The organism is Allostella sp., assembly GCF_041913585.1.
In the GTDB taxonomy this organism is placed as follows: Bacteria; Pseudomonadota; Alphaproteobacteria; order ATCC43930; family Allostellaceae; genus Allostella.
In genome coordinates this window covers 20959-34301 of record NZ_JAYSFE010000010.1, presented here as the reverse complement: position 1 = coordinate 34301, position 13343 = coordinate 20959, and the positions used below count along the sequence as shown (strand labels likewise).

13 protein-coding genes are annotated in these 13343 nt (G+C 74.7%); 7 read left to right on the top strand and 6 right to left on the bottom strand.

Annotated features, from left to right (window positions below):
• Positions 1-138 precede the first annotated feature (138 nt).
• Together ACE3Q3_RS03505 and ACE3Q3_RS03500 are read right to left on the bottom strand one after the other, a co-directional pair.
• A complete protein-coding gene (locus ACE3Q3_RS03505; protein WP_374441862.1) occupies positions 139-4290 on the bottom strand; it encodes a rhamnan synthesis F family protein in 4152 nt (1383 codons plus the stop codon).
• A 16-nt stretch (positions 4291-4306) separates the two neighbouring features.
• Positions 4307-5305 (bottom strand): NAD(P)H-quinone oxidoreductase, encoded by a 999-nt coding sequence (locus ACE3Q3_RS03500; RefSeq protein ID WP_374441859.1) that lies wholly within the window; start codon positions 5303-5305, stop codon positions 4307-4309.
• Positions 5306-5381: 76 nt separating this feature from the next.
• Here ACE3Q3_RS03500 and ACE3Q3_RS03495 point away from each other — a divergent pair, with 76 nt between their 5' ends.
• Genes ACE3Q3_RS03495 through ACE3Q3_RS03485 form a run of 3 tightly spaced genes read left to right on the top strand, consistent with a single transcriptional unit; the run spans position 5382 to position 7172 of the window.
• Entirely contained in the window at positions 5382-5573 is a 192-nt protein-coding gene (locus tag ACE3Q3_RS03495) for a DUF1192 domain-containing protein (RefSeq protein ID WP_374441857.1), read from the top strand.
• Between the two features lie 18 nt (positions 5574-5591).
• Positions 5592-6482 (top strand): alpha/beta fold hydrolase, encoded by an 891-nt coding sequence (locus ACE3Q3_RS03490; protein ID WP_374441854.1) that lies wholly within the window; start codon positions 5592-5594, stop codon positions 6480-6482.
• 6 nt (positions 6483-6488) lie between these two features.
• A complete protein-coding gene (locus ACE3Q3_RS03485) occupies positions 6489-7172 on the top strand; it encodes an HAD family hydrolase (RefSeq protein WP_374441851.1) in 684 nt (227 codons plus the stop codon).
• Here the strand turns inward: ACE3Q3_RS03485 and ACE3Q3_RS03480 are convergent.
• On the bottom strand, positions 7150-7824 hold the full coding sequence (locus ACE3Q3_RS03480) for a DUF429 domain-containing protein (protein ID WP_374441849.1): 675 nt from the start codon (positions 7822-7824) through the stop codon (positions 7150-7152). The two genes, ACE3Q3_RS03485 and ACE3Q3_RS03480, sit on opposite strands and share 23 nt — an antisense overlap.
• Positions 7825-7907: 83 nt before the next feature.
• Here ACE3Q3_RS03480 and ACE3Q3_RS03475 point away from each other — a divergent pair, with 83 nt between their 5' ends.
• Genes ACE3Q3_RS03475 through ACE3Q3_RS03465 form a run of 3 tightly spaced genes read left to right on the top strand, consistent with a single transcriptional unit; the run spans position 7908 to position 10475 of the window.
• Positions 7908-9233, top strand: coding sequence for an O-acetylhomoserine aminocarboxypropyltransferase (locus tag ACE3Q3_RS03475; RefSeq protein WP_374441847.1), 1326 nt, complete (start codon positions 7908-7910; stop codon positions 9231-9233).
• 5 nt (positions 9234-9238) lie between these two features.
• Positions 9239-10027, top strand: a complete 789-nt coding sequence (locus ACE3Q3_RS03470) for an alpha/beta fold hydrolase (protein ID WP_374441845.1) — start codon at positions 9239-9241, stop codon at positions 10025-10027.
• 10 nt (positions 10028-10037) lie between these two features.
• A complete protein-coding gene (locus ACE3Q3_RS03465; RefSeq protein ID WP_374441842.1) occupies positions 10038-10475 on the top strand; it encodes an acyl-CoA thioesterase in 438 nt (145 codons plus the stop codon).
• Between the two features lie 57 nt (positions 10476-10532).
• Here the strand turns inward: ACE3Q3_RS03465 and ACE3Q3_RS03460 are convergent, their stop codons facing one another.
• A complete protein-coding gene (locus ACE3Q3_RS03460) occupies positions 10533-10982 on the bottom strand; it encodes an Hsp20 family protein (RefSeq protein ID WP_374441839.1) in 450 nt (149 codons plus the stop codon).
• A gap of 150 nt (positions 10983-11132) precedes the next feature.
• Positions 11133-11366 (bottom strand): 50S ribosomal protein L31, encoded by a 234-nt coding sequence (gene rpmE, locus ACE3Q3_RS03455; RefSeq protein WP_374441836.1) that lies wholly within the window; start codon positions 11364-11366, stop codon positions 11133-11135.
• Between the two features lie 106 nt (positions 11367-11472).
• On the opposite strand from rpmE, the gene cyaY reads away from it, so the two are divergent.
• Entirely contained in the window at positions 11473-11793 is a 321-nt protein-coding gene (gene cyaY, locus ACE3Q3_RS03450) for an iron donor protein CyaY (RefSeq protein ID WP_374441833.1), read from the top strand.
• An 18-nt stretch (positions 11794-11811) separates the two neighbouring features.
• On the opposite strand, the gene ACE3Q3_RS03445 is transcribed toward cyaY, so the two are convergent.
• Positions 11812-13343, bottom strand: a 1532-nt coding sequence (locus ACE3Q3_RS03445) for a peptidoglycan -binding protein (protein ID WP_374441830.1), incomplete at its 5' end; no start/stop codon positions are given.

The window sequence follows — 13343 nt, the reverse complement described above, 5'->3', positions numbered from 1 at the left end:
GACCGATTCCTTCTGGTTGCGCCTCCCGGTTCGTCCCCGCCCTAGAGGGTCCGCCTTCGGGTCGTTGCTGTCCTGATGCGCCGCTATATAGGCGGTGGCCGCGCGCCATGGAAGCGGTCTGCGCCGCGGCGCAACCGGTCAGCGGGGGAATCCCGGCACATGGCTGGCGGCAATCCGGTAGCCCGCCCGTTCCGCGACGATGCAGAAGAGCCGCTCCAGCGCGTGCAGGACGGTGGCGTTCTCGGCGACCGGCTCCGGCGGATAGTCGTCCCAGCCGAGGCCGAGGTCGAGGAGCGGACGCAAGGCGGCCGTGCGGGCCCAGAACATGCTGCCGGCCGGGAAGTCGAACGCCTCCGGCAGGCCCTCCCAGCCGAGCCGCCGGGCGAGCAGCTGCGCGGCCGGACGGTTGGTGCGCAGGTCGGGCGGCAGGCCGCCCGAGACCGGCATCTCCCAGCCCAGCGCGTCGGGATCGTCGGGATAGACGAGCCCGAGCCCGGGATCGTCCGCGAAGGCGGCCAGGATGCGGTCCATCATTGGATGCGCGGGGCCGAGGAGGAACTGCAGCAGCCGCTCCCGCCACGGTTCCACGACCGCGCGCGGCTTGTGCTCCGTCTTCTTGCCGTGGACATGTCCGACGACCTCGTACTCGCCGAGCACCGCCGGCCCGAGGCCGGTCAGGAAGGCGCCGATGTCGCGGCCGCGGTTCGGCAGGACCAGGATGCGCACCCGCCGGCCGGCGAGCTCCGCCGCCGCCCACTCGATCTCGCGCGCCTTGGCGGCGGTGTCGGTGGTCAGGATCAGGTCGCAGCGCCGGCCGTTGGCGGCAACCCGCCGGAGGAGGTCGGGGGCCTGGTCGACATGGTAGAGATGCAGGTGCAGGGCGGCGGACGGGCCGGCCCCGCGGCCGTTCGGGCGGCGGTCGGGCGGGGCCGGGCGGATCAGCGGTCGCCGGCCGGGCGCGGGCGGCCGCCCGGCACGGATGTGGGCGGCATAGGGGTCCTCGGCGTCCGGCCCCGCCGGCAGCAGCCCGGGATGGATGCCGGGCGCCGGCCGTCGCAGGCCCTGCCGGCAGCGCCACGAGCGGACATGGCGCAGCACGGCCGCCGCCCGGTCCGCCCCGGCGTCGCCGGCGAACTCCTCGAGGTCGAACTCCGCGTCGTCCAGGATCGTCAGCGCGTCGCGGCGCTCGGCGCTCGCGGCCGCCATCCGGCCGGCCGCCAGGCGGTCGATCCGCTCGGCCCAGTCCGCCATCGCCGGGAATGCGGCCGCGAGCCGCTTCGCCGCCGCCGCCAGCGGCGACCGCGCCGACGCCATCGTCGCGAGATGCCGGACGAGGGCTGCGGCGGCCGTGGTGTCGAGCGCCGGCACCAGCCCCCGTGCAGCCTCGGGATCTCCCGCCAGGAGTTCGGCGAGGGCGCCGCTCCCGGCAAAGGCGACGACCGGCAGTCCGTGCTCCATCGCACCTGCCGCCGCCAGGGGGATGCCGTCGGACCGTGCGGTCGCCAGGAACAGGTCCGCCGCCTCGAAGGCCGGCTCCAGCGAGGGCGCGGCGTCCCGGAGCAGGACGTGGCGGTGGCGGGGCGACGCCGCGATCCGCCGGCGGAGCGCCGTCCAGCGCGGTCCGATGTCCGTGCCGGGGCTGCAGACCCAGGCGAAGCGCGGGGCGCCCGGGCCGGCCAGCCCGGCGGCCGTGCGCAGGAAGAGGTCGATGCCGCCCTCCAGCGTCGGGGCGCCGCTGCCGAGCACCAGGACGCCGCGCCCGTCGCCGCCGGCGAGCGCCGCGCGCAGGCGTTCGGCGGCGGCGAAGCGCCCGGGACCGGCGTCGGTCCAGATGCGCGATCGCCCGGCCGGCCAGGCGCGGATGTCCTCGGCCGGCCGGCCGGGATGTGCCTCCGCCACCGCGCGGGCGATCGCGGGGGAGGTGGCGACCGCGGCCTGCACCCAAAGCAGGGCCTCCGCCAGCGGACCCGGGTCGGAGATGCGGGTCGGCACCAGGACGCAGGGCAGGAAGCAGCCGGCGAGCGTCGCCGCCACCGCCGTCGGCAGGTCGCCCACCAGGATCGCCCGCCGCAGCGCGAAGCGCTCGACCGCCTGCCGCAGCTTCTCCCGGATGCCGCCGGCGTCGCGCAGCATGGCCGCATCGGCGGCGAGCACGACGTCGGCGGCGGCGCGGGCCGCAGCCGCGTGGTCCGGTCCGTCGGCGAGCATCAGCACGAGGTTGCGGCCGCGGCGCAGGAAGGCGGCCAGGTTCAAGGCCAGCACCGCCGCCTCCGGATCGCTCCCGTCCGCGACCACCAGGACGGAATGGCGGGCCGGGTCGAGCCGGCGGTCGCCGGCCGGTGCCGATTCGGCCGCCGGTTCCGGCGCGGCCACGGGTTCCGGAACGACCGGCGCCGTCACCGGCTCCATCGGCGTCCCGTCCATCCGGTCGGCGCGGAGCGCCGGCACCAGGGGCTGCAGGATGGCGGCGGCGTAGTCGGGGAAGCGGTGGCGCTCGGCGACCCGTGCCCGGGCGCGCGCGCCGATCCGCCGGCGCAGGTCGGGGTCGCGCAGCAGCCGCACCACCGCATCGGCCATCGCCGCGGTGTCGCCGTAGGGGACGACGATGCCGGCGCCGTCGGCGAGCGCCTCGGGGGCACCGCCGCTGTCGGCGAAGGTGACGACCGGCCGCGCCGACGCCATCGCTTCCAGCACCACGCCCGGGAACGTGTCGGCGCGCGAGGGGCACAGCAGCATCGCCGCACCGGCATAGAGCGGCGCCATGTCGCCGACCTCGTCGACGAAGGCGAAGCGGTCGCCGAGGGCGAGGCGCCGTGCGTCGTACTCGACCCAGAAGTCGGCGCCGCCGTCGGCGACGCCGACGCGCTGGCCGACCCAGCGGAAGCGGACGGGGACCTCGTTGCCGAGGGCGGCGACGGTCCGCTGCGCCACGTCGAGGAAGCGGTCGACGCCCTTGCGCCAGGAGATGGTGCCGCAGCCGAGGACGACCGGCTCGCCGTCGGCATCGGGCGCCCCGGTCGGCGCCAGGGTGCTGCCGGCATGGATGACCTCGCCCCGGCACGGCACCTCCACCCGCCGCCGGAACTGCGCCTCCGCGGCGTGGGAGCCGAAGATCAGCCGCCGGGCATGACGGGCGATCTGGCGCTGGGTCTCGGCCGGGTACATCTCGGCCATCTCGTAGACCAGCACGTCCGGCGGATGCCCGGCCGCGGCGAAGGCGGCGACGTAGGCGGGGGTCACGACGGTGCTGACGACGACGCCCGCCGGCGGTTCGTCGGCGAGACGGGCGAGCAGCCGGTCGACAACCGTCCCGGCCGGCTCGCCCGGCCGCGCCTGGACCACGTGGGCGGCGCGGGCATAGGCGTCGGTCAGCGGGCCGCCGCCGGCGAGGATGACGAAGGGCTCGACCAGCCCACTCGCCGCGGCATGCTCGACCAGGCGCAGCAGGAGGATCTGGGCGCCGGCGCGGCCGGCGTCGTGGCCGACGAAGACGACGCGGCGGCGGCCGGCGGCGCGATGCCGGCGCCGGCCGGCGAGATAGGCGCCGGCCGACCCGCCGTCGCGGGCGAACCAGCCCTCGGACCGGATGCCGCCGAGCGCCACGGCAAGGCGGCCGGAGCCTCCGGCCATCGTCTCGGCATGGCGGCAGAGACCCGCCGCCAGCAGGTCCCGCCCGTGCCCCGGGTCGGCCAGGGCCTGGGGCGGGTTGCGCTGGCCGGGCGGGGTCAGCAGGAAGTCGACCAGCGGGATCGGACTGTGTCGGCCCGAGCCCGGCTGCGCCATGTACCAGTCGGGGTCGAAAAAGGGATGGGGGGCGAGGCCGCGACGCCAGCCCTCGGCGAGATAGTGCGACAGGGGGTCGGCCGCCGCCGCCGGGTCGTCGCCGGCCTCCTGCCGGTAGTGCCTGGCGTCGAAGATCGGACAGGGCACCAGGCCGCGCGCCGCGCCGACGGCGAGATAGTGCGCGAGCGGGTTGGCTTCGGCCTCCGCCTCCGCCCGTCCGAGCTGGGCCCGGTAGTGGCCGACATCGAAACAGGGATGGAACGGAATCCCGGCCGCCGCGCCGACCCGCATGAAGTGGCTCAGCGGGTCGAGACCGCCCAGGGCCGCCGCCGGGACATGGTCCAGGTAGTGGCGCGTGCGGAAGAGCGGGTGCGGGTCGAGCCCCGCTCGCCAGCCCTGCGCCCGGTAATGCTCGAAGAGGACGCCCGCGCCGGCCGGCGCGGGGAGCTGCCGGCGATAGTGGGCCTCGTCGAAGGGTGCGGCCTCGGCCCCCGGGCTGCCTGCCATCGGACGTGCCGGCTGCTCAGACCTCCAGCACGATCTTGCCGATGTGCGCGTTGGACTCCATCAGGGCATGGGCGGCGGCGGCCTCCGCCAGCGGGAAGGTGCGGAAGATCGGCGGCTTCAGGCGCCCGGCGGCCAGCAGCGGCCAGACGCGGGTCTCGAGGGCGGCCGCGATCGCGCCCTTCTGGGCGACCGTCCGCGGTCGCAGCGTCGAGCCGGTCAGGGTCAGCCGCTTGCGCATCACGGGTTCGAGGTCGAGCTGCACCCTGCTGCCACGCAGGAAGGCGATCTGCACCAGCCGGCCCTCGACCGCCAGCGCTTCCAGGTTGCGCGCCGTGTAGTCGCCGCCCACCATGTCGAGGATGACGTCGACCCCCTGGCCGCTGGTCGCCTCGGCGACGCGCGCGACGAAGTCGTCGCGGGTGTGGTCGATGGCGAGGTCGGCCCCGAGCGCGGTGCAGGCGGCGCACTTCTCGGCGCTGCCGGCGGTCGCATAGACGGTGGCGCCCAGCGCCTTCGCCATCTGGATCGCGGTCGTGCCGATGCCGCTCGATCCGCCATGGACGAGCAGCCGCTCGCCCGCCTGCAGCCGCCCGCGCTCGAAGACGTTGGTCCAGACGGTGAAGAAGGTCTCGGGCACCGCGCCCGCCTCGACCATCGTCAGGCCGGCCGGGACCGGCAGGCACTGCGGCGCCGGCGCGACGCAATATTCGGCATAGCCGCCGCCGGCGACGAGCGCGCAGACCGCGTCGCCCGGCTGCCAGCGGCCGGCGTCCGGGCCGACGGCGGCCACCGTTCCGGCCGCCTCCAGACCGGGCAGGTCCGACGCCCCGGGCGGCGGTGCGTAGCCGCCCTTGCGCTGCAGGACGTCGGGGCGGTTGATCCCGGCCGCGGCGACCCGGATCAGGACTTCGCCCGGCCCCGGCTGCGGCACCGGCCGCGTCGTCGGCACCAGCACCTCGGGGCCGCCGGGTCGCACGATCTCGACGGCGCGCATGGTCTGTGGCAGGTCGGCCATGGCGGGGGCATCCTCCGAGGGTTTCCGCTGTTCGGTTCCCGGATAGTATGGCCCGTTCCGGAGGACAAGACCCGCCATGCCCGCATTCGATCCCGAAGATCTGCCGCCCCGGCCGGCCAGGCCGGCACCGCGCCTCCTCGATCCGATGTCGGTCGACGAGCTCGAAGCCTATATCGGCGAACTGGAGGCCGAGATTGCCCGGGTGCGCCAAGCGATCGCGGCCAAGCGCGGCCATCGCAGCGCCGCCGAATCCGTCTTCCGCCGCTGACGGACGGATGGGACGGCGATGAAGACCGCACGGACCCCGGCCCTCGAGATCGCCTACCGCGAGCACGGGCCCGCCGATGGCGCACCGGTCTTCCTGATGCACGGCTTCCCGGACGACGTGCATGCCTGGGACGGCGTCGTCGGACCGCTGGCGGCACAGGGGCGGCGGGTGATCGTGCCGTGGCTGCGCGGCTACGGCCCGACGCGCTTCCTCGACGCGGCGACGCCGCGCTCCGGGCAGCAGGCGGCACTCGGCGCCGACCTGCGGGCGCTGATGGACGCGCTCGGCGTCGATCGCGCCGACCTCGCCGGCTACGACTGGGGCGGCCGCGCCTGCTGCGTCGTCGCCGCCCTGTGGCCGGAGCGGGTGCAGGGGCTGGTGTCGATCAACGGCTACAACATCCAGAACATCGCCCGCGCCGGCCGGCCGGCCTCTGCCCTGCAGGAATATCGCTACTGGTACCAGTGGTATCTCCACACCGACCGCGGGGTCGCCGGGCTGGAGCGCAACCGGCGCGAGCTTTGCCGGCTGCTGTGGCGCCTGTGGTCGCCCAACTGGACCTTCGACGACGCGACCTTCGAGCGCACCGCCGTCGCCTTCGACAATCCCGACTTCGTCGCCGTCTCCGTCCAGTCCTATCGCCACCGTTACGGCGCGGCCCCGGGCGACCCGGCGCTGGAGGAGATCGAGCGGCAGCTCGCGATGCAGCCGGCGATCGGCGTGCCGACGGTCGTCCTGCACGGCGCGGCCGACGGCGTCAGCCCGCCCGAGGATTCGGCGGGCCATGCCCGCTTCTTCACCGGCCCCTACCGGCGCCATGTGGTGCCGGTCGCCGGCCACTTCCTGCCGCAGGAGGCCCCCGGCGCGGTGCTCGACGCGCTGGCCGAACTCGACCGCCTGCGGGGCTGACCGGCGATGCTGGTGATCTTCGACTGCGACGGCGTGCTGGTCGATTCCGAGGTCCTCTACTGCGCCATCGACTCGGCTGCGCTGGCCGAGTTCGGGGTGGCGATGGCACCGGCCGAGATCGCACGGCGCTTCACCGGCATCCGCCACCGCGACGTCTGGGCGACGCTCGCGGCCGACCACGGCCTGGACCTGCCGGACGGCCATTTCGAGCGCATCCAGGCCGAATGCCATCGCCGCTTCGCCAGCGAACTGACCGCCGTGTCGGGCGCGGCGGCGACGGTGCGCGGACTGGGGCCGCTCGGCCACGCCGCCTGCGTCGCGTCCTCGACCGGCCTGCCGATGCTGCGCCGCAACCTGGCGACGGCGGGCCTCCTCGACCTCTTCGGCGACCATGTCTTCTCGGCGAGCCAGGTGCGGCGCGGCAAGCCGGCGCCCGACGTCTTCCTCTACGCCGCCTCGCAGATGGGGGCCGACCCGGCGGATTGCCTGGTGGTCGAGGATTCGGTCGCGGGCACGAATGCGGCGCGGCGGGCGGGGATGCCGGTCGTCGGCTTCGTCGGCGGCGGCCATGCCGACCCCGAACTGGGCGACCGCCTGCGGGCCGCCGGCGCCGGCCACGTCCACCGGACCATGGACGAACTCGCCGCCTGGCTGGCCGGGCCGGCCCTCAGTACCAGATTTCCATCCTGAGGCCGCGGGCGTCGCGGGGCGGAGCGGCGGCGAGGCAGGTCGCCTGCCCGTCCGCGATGCGGCCGGCGGTCAGCGCCAGCGCAGCGGCGTCGAGCAGGTCGTCCGGTGCCGCCCGGCGGCGGTCGAGCCCCGCCAGCAGGGAGGCGATCGGCACGCCGGCGTCCTCCAGCAGGGCCCGGCGGATGGCGAGCCCCTCGGGCGTCCGCTTGCTCTCGGCGATCGGCCCGCCGCCGAGCCGCAGGAAGGCCAGCTCCGGGTGGCACTCGTGGATGCGGTCCTGGTCCTCGGGCGCGACGGCGCGATCGATCTCCCGGATCTTCGGCAGCAGGAACCATGCCTGCTTGGCGAGGCCGGCGCCGTCCGCCTTGGCCCAGGCATTGGCCTCGGCATAGGTCCGGAAGCCGAGCAGCGGCCGGCGCAGGCCGATGAAGACGCTGGCGCCGCGCCGCGGCCCGAGCAGGCGGCGGGCGGCGAAGTCGCAGCCCCGCCGTCCGCCGTCGGGGAGCCCGATCGGCATGTCGACGGCCAGGCGGTCGGCCGCCGGCAGGTCGGTCCAGCACGCCGCGACCTCGGTGCGCCAGGTTCCGGCGCCGCGGTCGTGCAGCACCGCGATCCAGCCGCCGCGGCTGCCGTCGATGCCGGCCAGGATCATGCCGGCGGACCGGCAGCCGCGCCCTTCCGGCCGGGCGGCCGCCCCGTGTATGGTGCCGGCCCGACGACCCGAGGATGCAGACGATGGCCGACGCCAGGTTTCCGGGATTCCATACGCTCAGTCTGCATGCGGGCCAGCAGCCCGATCCGGTCCACGGCGCCCGCGCCGTGCCCATCTACCAGACCACGTCCTTCGTCTTCCAGAGCACCGACCATGCCGCCTCGCTGTTCAACCTCGAACGGCCGGGGCACATCTACTCGCGCATCTCCAACCCGACGGTCGCGGTGCTGGAGGAGCGGATCGCGGCGCTCGAGGGCGGCGTCGGGGCGGTCTGCACCGCCAGCGGCCAGGCGGCGCTCCATCTCGCGATCGCGACGCTCATGGATGCGGGTGGCCACATCGTCGCCGCCGCCTCGCTCTATGGCGGCAGCATCAACCTCCTGAAGCTCACCCTGCCGCGCTTCGGCATCACGACGACGTTCGTGCCGCCGCGCGATCCGGACGCCTTCGCCGCCGCGATCCGTCCCGAGACGCGGCTCCTCTTCGTCGAGACGGTCGGCAATCCGGGGCTGGAGATCGCCGACCTGCCCCGCATTGCCGCCGTCGCCCATGCGCACGGGCTGCCGCTCCTGGTCGACGCCACCTTCTCGACCCCGTTCCTGTGCCGGCCGCTCGACCACGGCGCCGACCTCGTCATGCATTCGGCGACCAAGTGGATGGGCGGGCACGGCGTCGCGATCGGTGGCGTGCTGGTCGACGGCGGCCGCTTCGACTGGGAGGGCTCGGGCCGCTTCCCGACCCTGACCGAGCCCTATGCCGGCTATCACGGCATCGACTTCGCCGAGGAGTACGGGCCGCAGGCCTTCGTCATGCGCGCCCGGGCCGAGGGGCTGCGCGACTTCGGCGCCGCCATGTCCCCGACCAACGCCTTCCACATCCTCCAGGGCATCGAGACGTTGCCGCTGCGCATGGAGCGGCACGTCGCCAACGCCCGCGCCGTTCTCGATTTCCTGCGATCGGCGCCGCAGGTCGCCTGGGTCTGCCATCCCGACCTGCCCGACCATCCCGACCATGCGCTGGCCGGGCGGCTGATGCCGAAGGGGGCGGGCAGCATGATCGCCTTCGGCATCAAGGGCGGCCGCGCGGCCGGTCGCGTCTTCATCGACCGGCTGCGCCTCGTCTCGCATCTCGCCAACGTCGGCGACGCCAAGAGCCTCGTCATCCACCCGGCGAGCACGACCCACCAGCAGCTCGACGCCGCCGCGCTGGCGGCCGCGGGCGTCGGCGAGGACATGATCCGCCTCTCGGTCGGGCTCGAGGACGCGGCCGACATCCTCGACGACCTGAAGCAGGCACTGCGCGCCGCCGAACGCGCGACGCAGGCCGAACCGCAGCGGGCGGGGGCCTGACGGCGATGGAGATCTCGGTCGACGGCCGCCGGGTCTTCGCCGCCACCGGCGGCCGCCCCTTCGATCCGGCGCTGGCGCCGGTCGTGCTGCTGCACGGGGCCGGCATGGACCACACCGCCTGGGGGCTGCAGACGCGCTGGCTCGCCCATCACGGGCGCTCGGTGCTGGCGGTCGACCTGCCCGGCCACGGTCGCTCGGCGGGGCCGGGAATCGGCACGATCCCGGCACTCGGCCAATGGGTGCTGGCGCTGCTCGACGCGGTCGGGGCGGAGCGGGCGGGGATCGCCGGCCACAGCATGGGGGCGCTGGCCGCGCTCGCCGCCGTCGGCCTTGCTCCGGAGCGCTTCCGCGGGCTGGCTCTCGTCGGCGTGACGCCGCAGATGCCGGTGCATCCGGACCTGGTGGCGGCGGCCCGTGCCGGCGGCCCGGCGGCGCCGGAACTGATGTCGTCCTGGGGCTTCGGCACCCGGGCGCAGTTCGGCGGCCACAAGGCGCCGGGGCTGTGGATGGTGGGCGGCGGCATCCGCCTCATCGGCGAGGCCGATCCGGAGACGCTGGCGCGCGATCTCGAGGCCTGCGCCGCGTGGGACGGCGCGCTGGCGGCGGCGGCGCGCGTCGCGTGCCCGGCGCTGCTGCTGCTCGGCGAGGACGACCGCATGACCCCGGCCATCCGCGCCCGGCCGCTGGCGGCCGCGATCGCCGGCGCGCGCATGGTCGTGCTGCCGGGCTGCGGGCACATGGTGATGGTGGAGCGGCCGGACGAGACGCTGGCCGGGCTCGCCGGCGTTCTCTGAGGGCAGGGCGATGGCAGGGGAGCCGATCGGGCGGCGGGCGGACTACCGTCATTTCCGTCCGGTGCCGACGCGCTGGATGGACAACGACGTCTACGGGCACGTCAACAACGTCGTCTACTACTCGTACTTCGATACGGTGGTGAACCTCTACCTGGTCGAGGAGGGCGGGCTCGACTTCGCCCTGGGCCCGGTCATCGGCATCGTCGCGGAGAGCATGTGCCGCTACCGCAAGGCGCTGGCCTATCCCGAGACCGTGGATGCCGGGCTGCGGGTCGGCCGGCTCGGCAATTCCAGCGTCCGCTACGAGATCGGCCTCTTCCGGGCCGGCGACGACGAGGCGGCGGCCGAGGGCCATTTCGTCCATGTCTTCGTCGACCGCGACGGGCGCCGGCCGACGCCGATCCCGGCGGGGATGCGCGCGGCCCTGGCGCGCATCGCCGTCCCCTGAGACGAAAGCGCCCCGCCGGTTTCCCGGCGGGGCGTTGCGAGGACGATCGGACGGCGCTTACGCGGCCTTCTGGTCGATGTAGGCCTGCGGCGCCTTGGCGGCGATCGGGATCACCCGCGGCTTGGCGGATTCCGGGATCTCGCGCTTCAGCTCGATGTGCAGCAGCCCGTTGTCGAGGGCCGAGCCGACCACCTTGATCGAGTCGGCGAGCTCGAAGCGGCGCTCGAAGGCGCGCCGGGCGATGCCGCGATGCAGGTACTTGGTGCCGTCCGTCTCCGGCGCGCCGCGCCCGACCACGGTCAGCGTGTTCTCACGCACCACGACCTCGAGGTCGGCGGCCGAGAACCCCGCCACCGCCATGGTGATGCGGTAGGCGTCGTCGCCGGTCTTCTCGATGTTGTAGGGCGGGTAGGACGGCGAATCGCCGGTCGCGCTCTCCAGCAACCGCATCATCCGGTCGAAGCCGACGGTGGAACGGAACAGCGGAGAGAAGTCGAGATTGGTCATGTCCACAGCCTCCAATGAGCAAAGGGACGGTCGGGCCCACCCGCACGCGGGGCTGGGCCACCCTTCGCCGGACCCCCAGCGGGGCATCCGACGCTCATCGGATTTAGGGACCGGCGGACGGGGTTCAAGACCCTGTCCGCCGCCCGCGGATCAGACCTTGGTCCGCAGGCCCACGCCGGCAAAGCGCTTGTTGAAGCGGGCGAGCTGGCCGCCGGTGTCGATCAGGCGCGCCTGACCGCCGGTCCAGGCCGGGTGCGACTTGGTGTCGACGTCGAGCCGCATCGAATCCCCCGGCTTGCCCCAGGTGGAGCGGGTGGTGAAGGTCGAGCCGTCGGTCATGATGACCGTGATCTCGTGATAGTCGGGATGGATGTCTGGCTTCATGTCGGGCTCCTCGGAAGCGCGGGCTTATATCGGAAGGCCGCCAGGGATGCAAGGCGCGCGCCGCCGCCCTATGGTGCCGGTCCCCGACCGCGACCGGAGACCCGCCATGCCCCTCGACGAGCGCCAGTTCGCCGCCATCGCCGACCGCACGCTGGAGCGCCTGCTCGATGCCGTCGAGGACGCCTGCCCCGATGCCGACGGCGAGTTGCGGGACGGCATCCTGACCCTGGAGGTGGCCGGCATCGGCACCTTCGTCGTCAACAAGCATGCGCCCAACCGCGAGATCTGGCTGTCCTCGCCGCGCTCCGGCGCCTGGCATTTCGGCCGCGACGAGGCGGCGGGCGCCTGGGTGTCGACGCGCGGCAGCGAACGGCTGGAAGCGGTGCTGGCGGCCGACCTCTGCGTCGCGCTGCGGGTGGGCGACTGAGGGCGGCGACGGACCGGGTCAGCGTTCGGTCAGCTTCATCTCGATGCGGCGGTTGCGGGCGTAGGCGGCGTCGCCGGTGCCGGGGTCGATCGGCTGGAACTCCCCGAATCCGGTCGCTGCCAGGCGGTTGGGCGGGATGCCCTGCTCGATCAGGAACTGCACGACGTTGATCGCGCGCGCCGCCGACAGGTCCCAGTTGTTGCGGAACACGGGCGAGCGGACCCGGGTGCGGTCGGTATGGCCGTCGACGCGCAGGATCCAGGGCAGGTCCGGCGGGATCGTCGCCGCGATCTCCTTCAGCGTGCGGGCGAGATCGGACATCCGCGCCTTGCCGGTCTCGTTGAGGTCGGGCGAGCCGACGGCGAACAGCACCTCGGCCGGGAACACGAAGCGATCGCCGACGATCTCGACGTCGGGCCGGTCGCCGAGCAGCGCCCGCATCCGCCCGAAGAACTCCGAGCGGTAGCGCGACAGTTCCTCGACCTTGCTGGCGAGCGCCTGGTTGAGGCGGCTGCCGAGGTCGACGATCTGGACCTGCTGCTCGCGATTGCGGGTTTCCGACGCCTCCAGCACCGTGTTCAGCCGGGCCAGCTCCTCCTTCAGCCCCTCGAGCTGGAGCGACAGCGCCCGGAGATCGTCGCTCTTGGCCCGGCTCGCCTCGCGCTCGGCGTCGAGTTCGCGCTGGCCGCGCTCCGTCTGCTGGAACAGCGCCCGCAGGCGGACGGCGTTCTCCTCGATCGTGCGCTGGGCGAGGAGCGTGCGCTCCTGCTCGCCCGCCAGCCGCGCCTCCAGCTCCTTCGTCCGGTCGCGCAGCGCCCCCGCGGTGCGCTCGGCCTCGCGCTGGTCGGCGGTCCGGCGGGCGGTCTCGTCGTCGAGCGCACCCGTGAGGGCGCGGATGCGGGCGTCGCGCTCGGCGACGGCGGACGCCAGTTCGCGCACCTGGCGCTCCAGCCGGGCGATCTCGGCGGCGCGCGCCTCGCTCTCGGCGCCGAGCGCCTCGATGCGGCGCTGGCTGTCGCCCAGCGTCTGTTCGCGGCGGCGTATCTGCTCCTCGAGGCCGGCGACGCGGGTGCGGGCGGCATCGAGCGCCGTCGCCTGCTCGGCCTGCTCCCGGGCCCGCCGCGCGCGCTCGGCGTCGATCTCGGTCGCCACCCGGGACGTCTCCGCCAGCGTCGCCGAAAGGTTGGCGACGCGGCGCTCCAGGTCGGCGCGCAGCGTCCGCAGGGCCTCCAGGTCGCGGGCCAGCCGGGCGAGGTCGCGCAACTGGGTCTCGATCGTCGCCTTGTCCGCCTGCACGGTGCGGCGCGCCTCCGCGAGGGCCGCTTCGAGCCGCGTCAGGTCCGCGGCGGCGGCGGTGGCCCGGGCCGCGGTCTCGGCGAGGTCGCGGGCGAGCCGGTCGCGCTCGGTCGAGCGGGCGGCCAGATCCGCCTGCACGCGGTCGCGCTCGTCGGTGCGCGCGGCGAGCCGCCGGCCGAGGTCGTCCCGCTCGGCCATGAGGGCGTCGAGCTGGCCCTGGAGGGTGGTGCGGGCCTGGTTGGCGCCGTCGAGCG

Coding starts and splice junctions, on each gene's coding strand:
- ACE3Q3_RS03500 (WP_374441859.1), bottom strand. CDS start 5,305: ATGGCCGACCTGCCACAGACCATGCGCGCCGTCGAGATCGTGCGACCC.
- ACE3Q3_RS03490 (WP_374441854.1), top strand. CDS start 5,592: ATGAAGACCGCACGGACCCCGGCCCTCGAGATCGCCTACCGCGAGCAC.
- ACE3Q3_RS03475 (WP_374441847.1), top strand. CDS start 7,908: ATGGCCGACGCCAGGTTTCCGGGATTCCATACGCTCAGTCTGCATGCG.
- rpmE (WP_374441836.1), bottom strand. CDS start 11,366: ATGAAGCCAGACATCCATCCCGACTATCACGAGATCACGGTCATCATG.
- ACE3Q3_RS03495 (WP_374441857.1), top strand. CDS start 5,382: ATGCCCGCATTCGATCCCGAAGATCTGCCGCCCCGGCCGGCCAGGCCG.
- ACE3Q3_RS03480 (WP_374441849.1), bottom strand. CDS start 7,824: ATGATCCTGGCCGGCATCGACGGCAGCCGCGGCGGCTGGATCGCGGTG.
- ACE3Q3_RS03505 (WP_374441862.1), bottom strand. CDS start 4,290: ATGGCAGGCAGCCCGGGGGCCGAGGCCGCACCCTTCGACGAGGCCCAC.
- cyaY (WP_374441833.1), top strand. CDS start 11,473: ATGCCCCTCGACGAGCGCCAGTTCGCCGCCATCGCCGACCGCACGCTG.
- ACE3Q3_RS03485 (WP_374441851.1), top strand. CDS start 6,489: ATGCTGGTGATCTTCGACTGCGACGGCGTGCTGGTCGATTCCGAGGTC.
- ACE3Q3_RS03470 (WP_374441845.1), top strand. CDS start 9,239: ATGGAGATCTCGGTCGACGGCCGCCGGGTCTTCGCCGCCACCGGCGGC.
- ACE3Q3_RS03460 (WP_374441839.1), bottom strand. CDS start 10,982: ATGACCAATCTCGACTTCTCTCCGCTGTTCCGTTCCACCGTCGGCTTC.
- ACE3Q3_RS03465 (WP_374441842.1), top strand. CDS start 10,038: ATGGCAGGGGAGCCGATCGGGCGGCGGGCGGACTACCGTCATTTCCGT.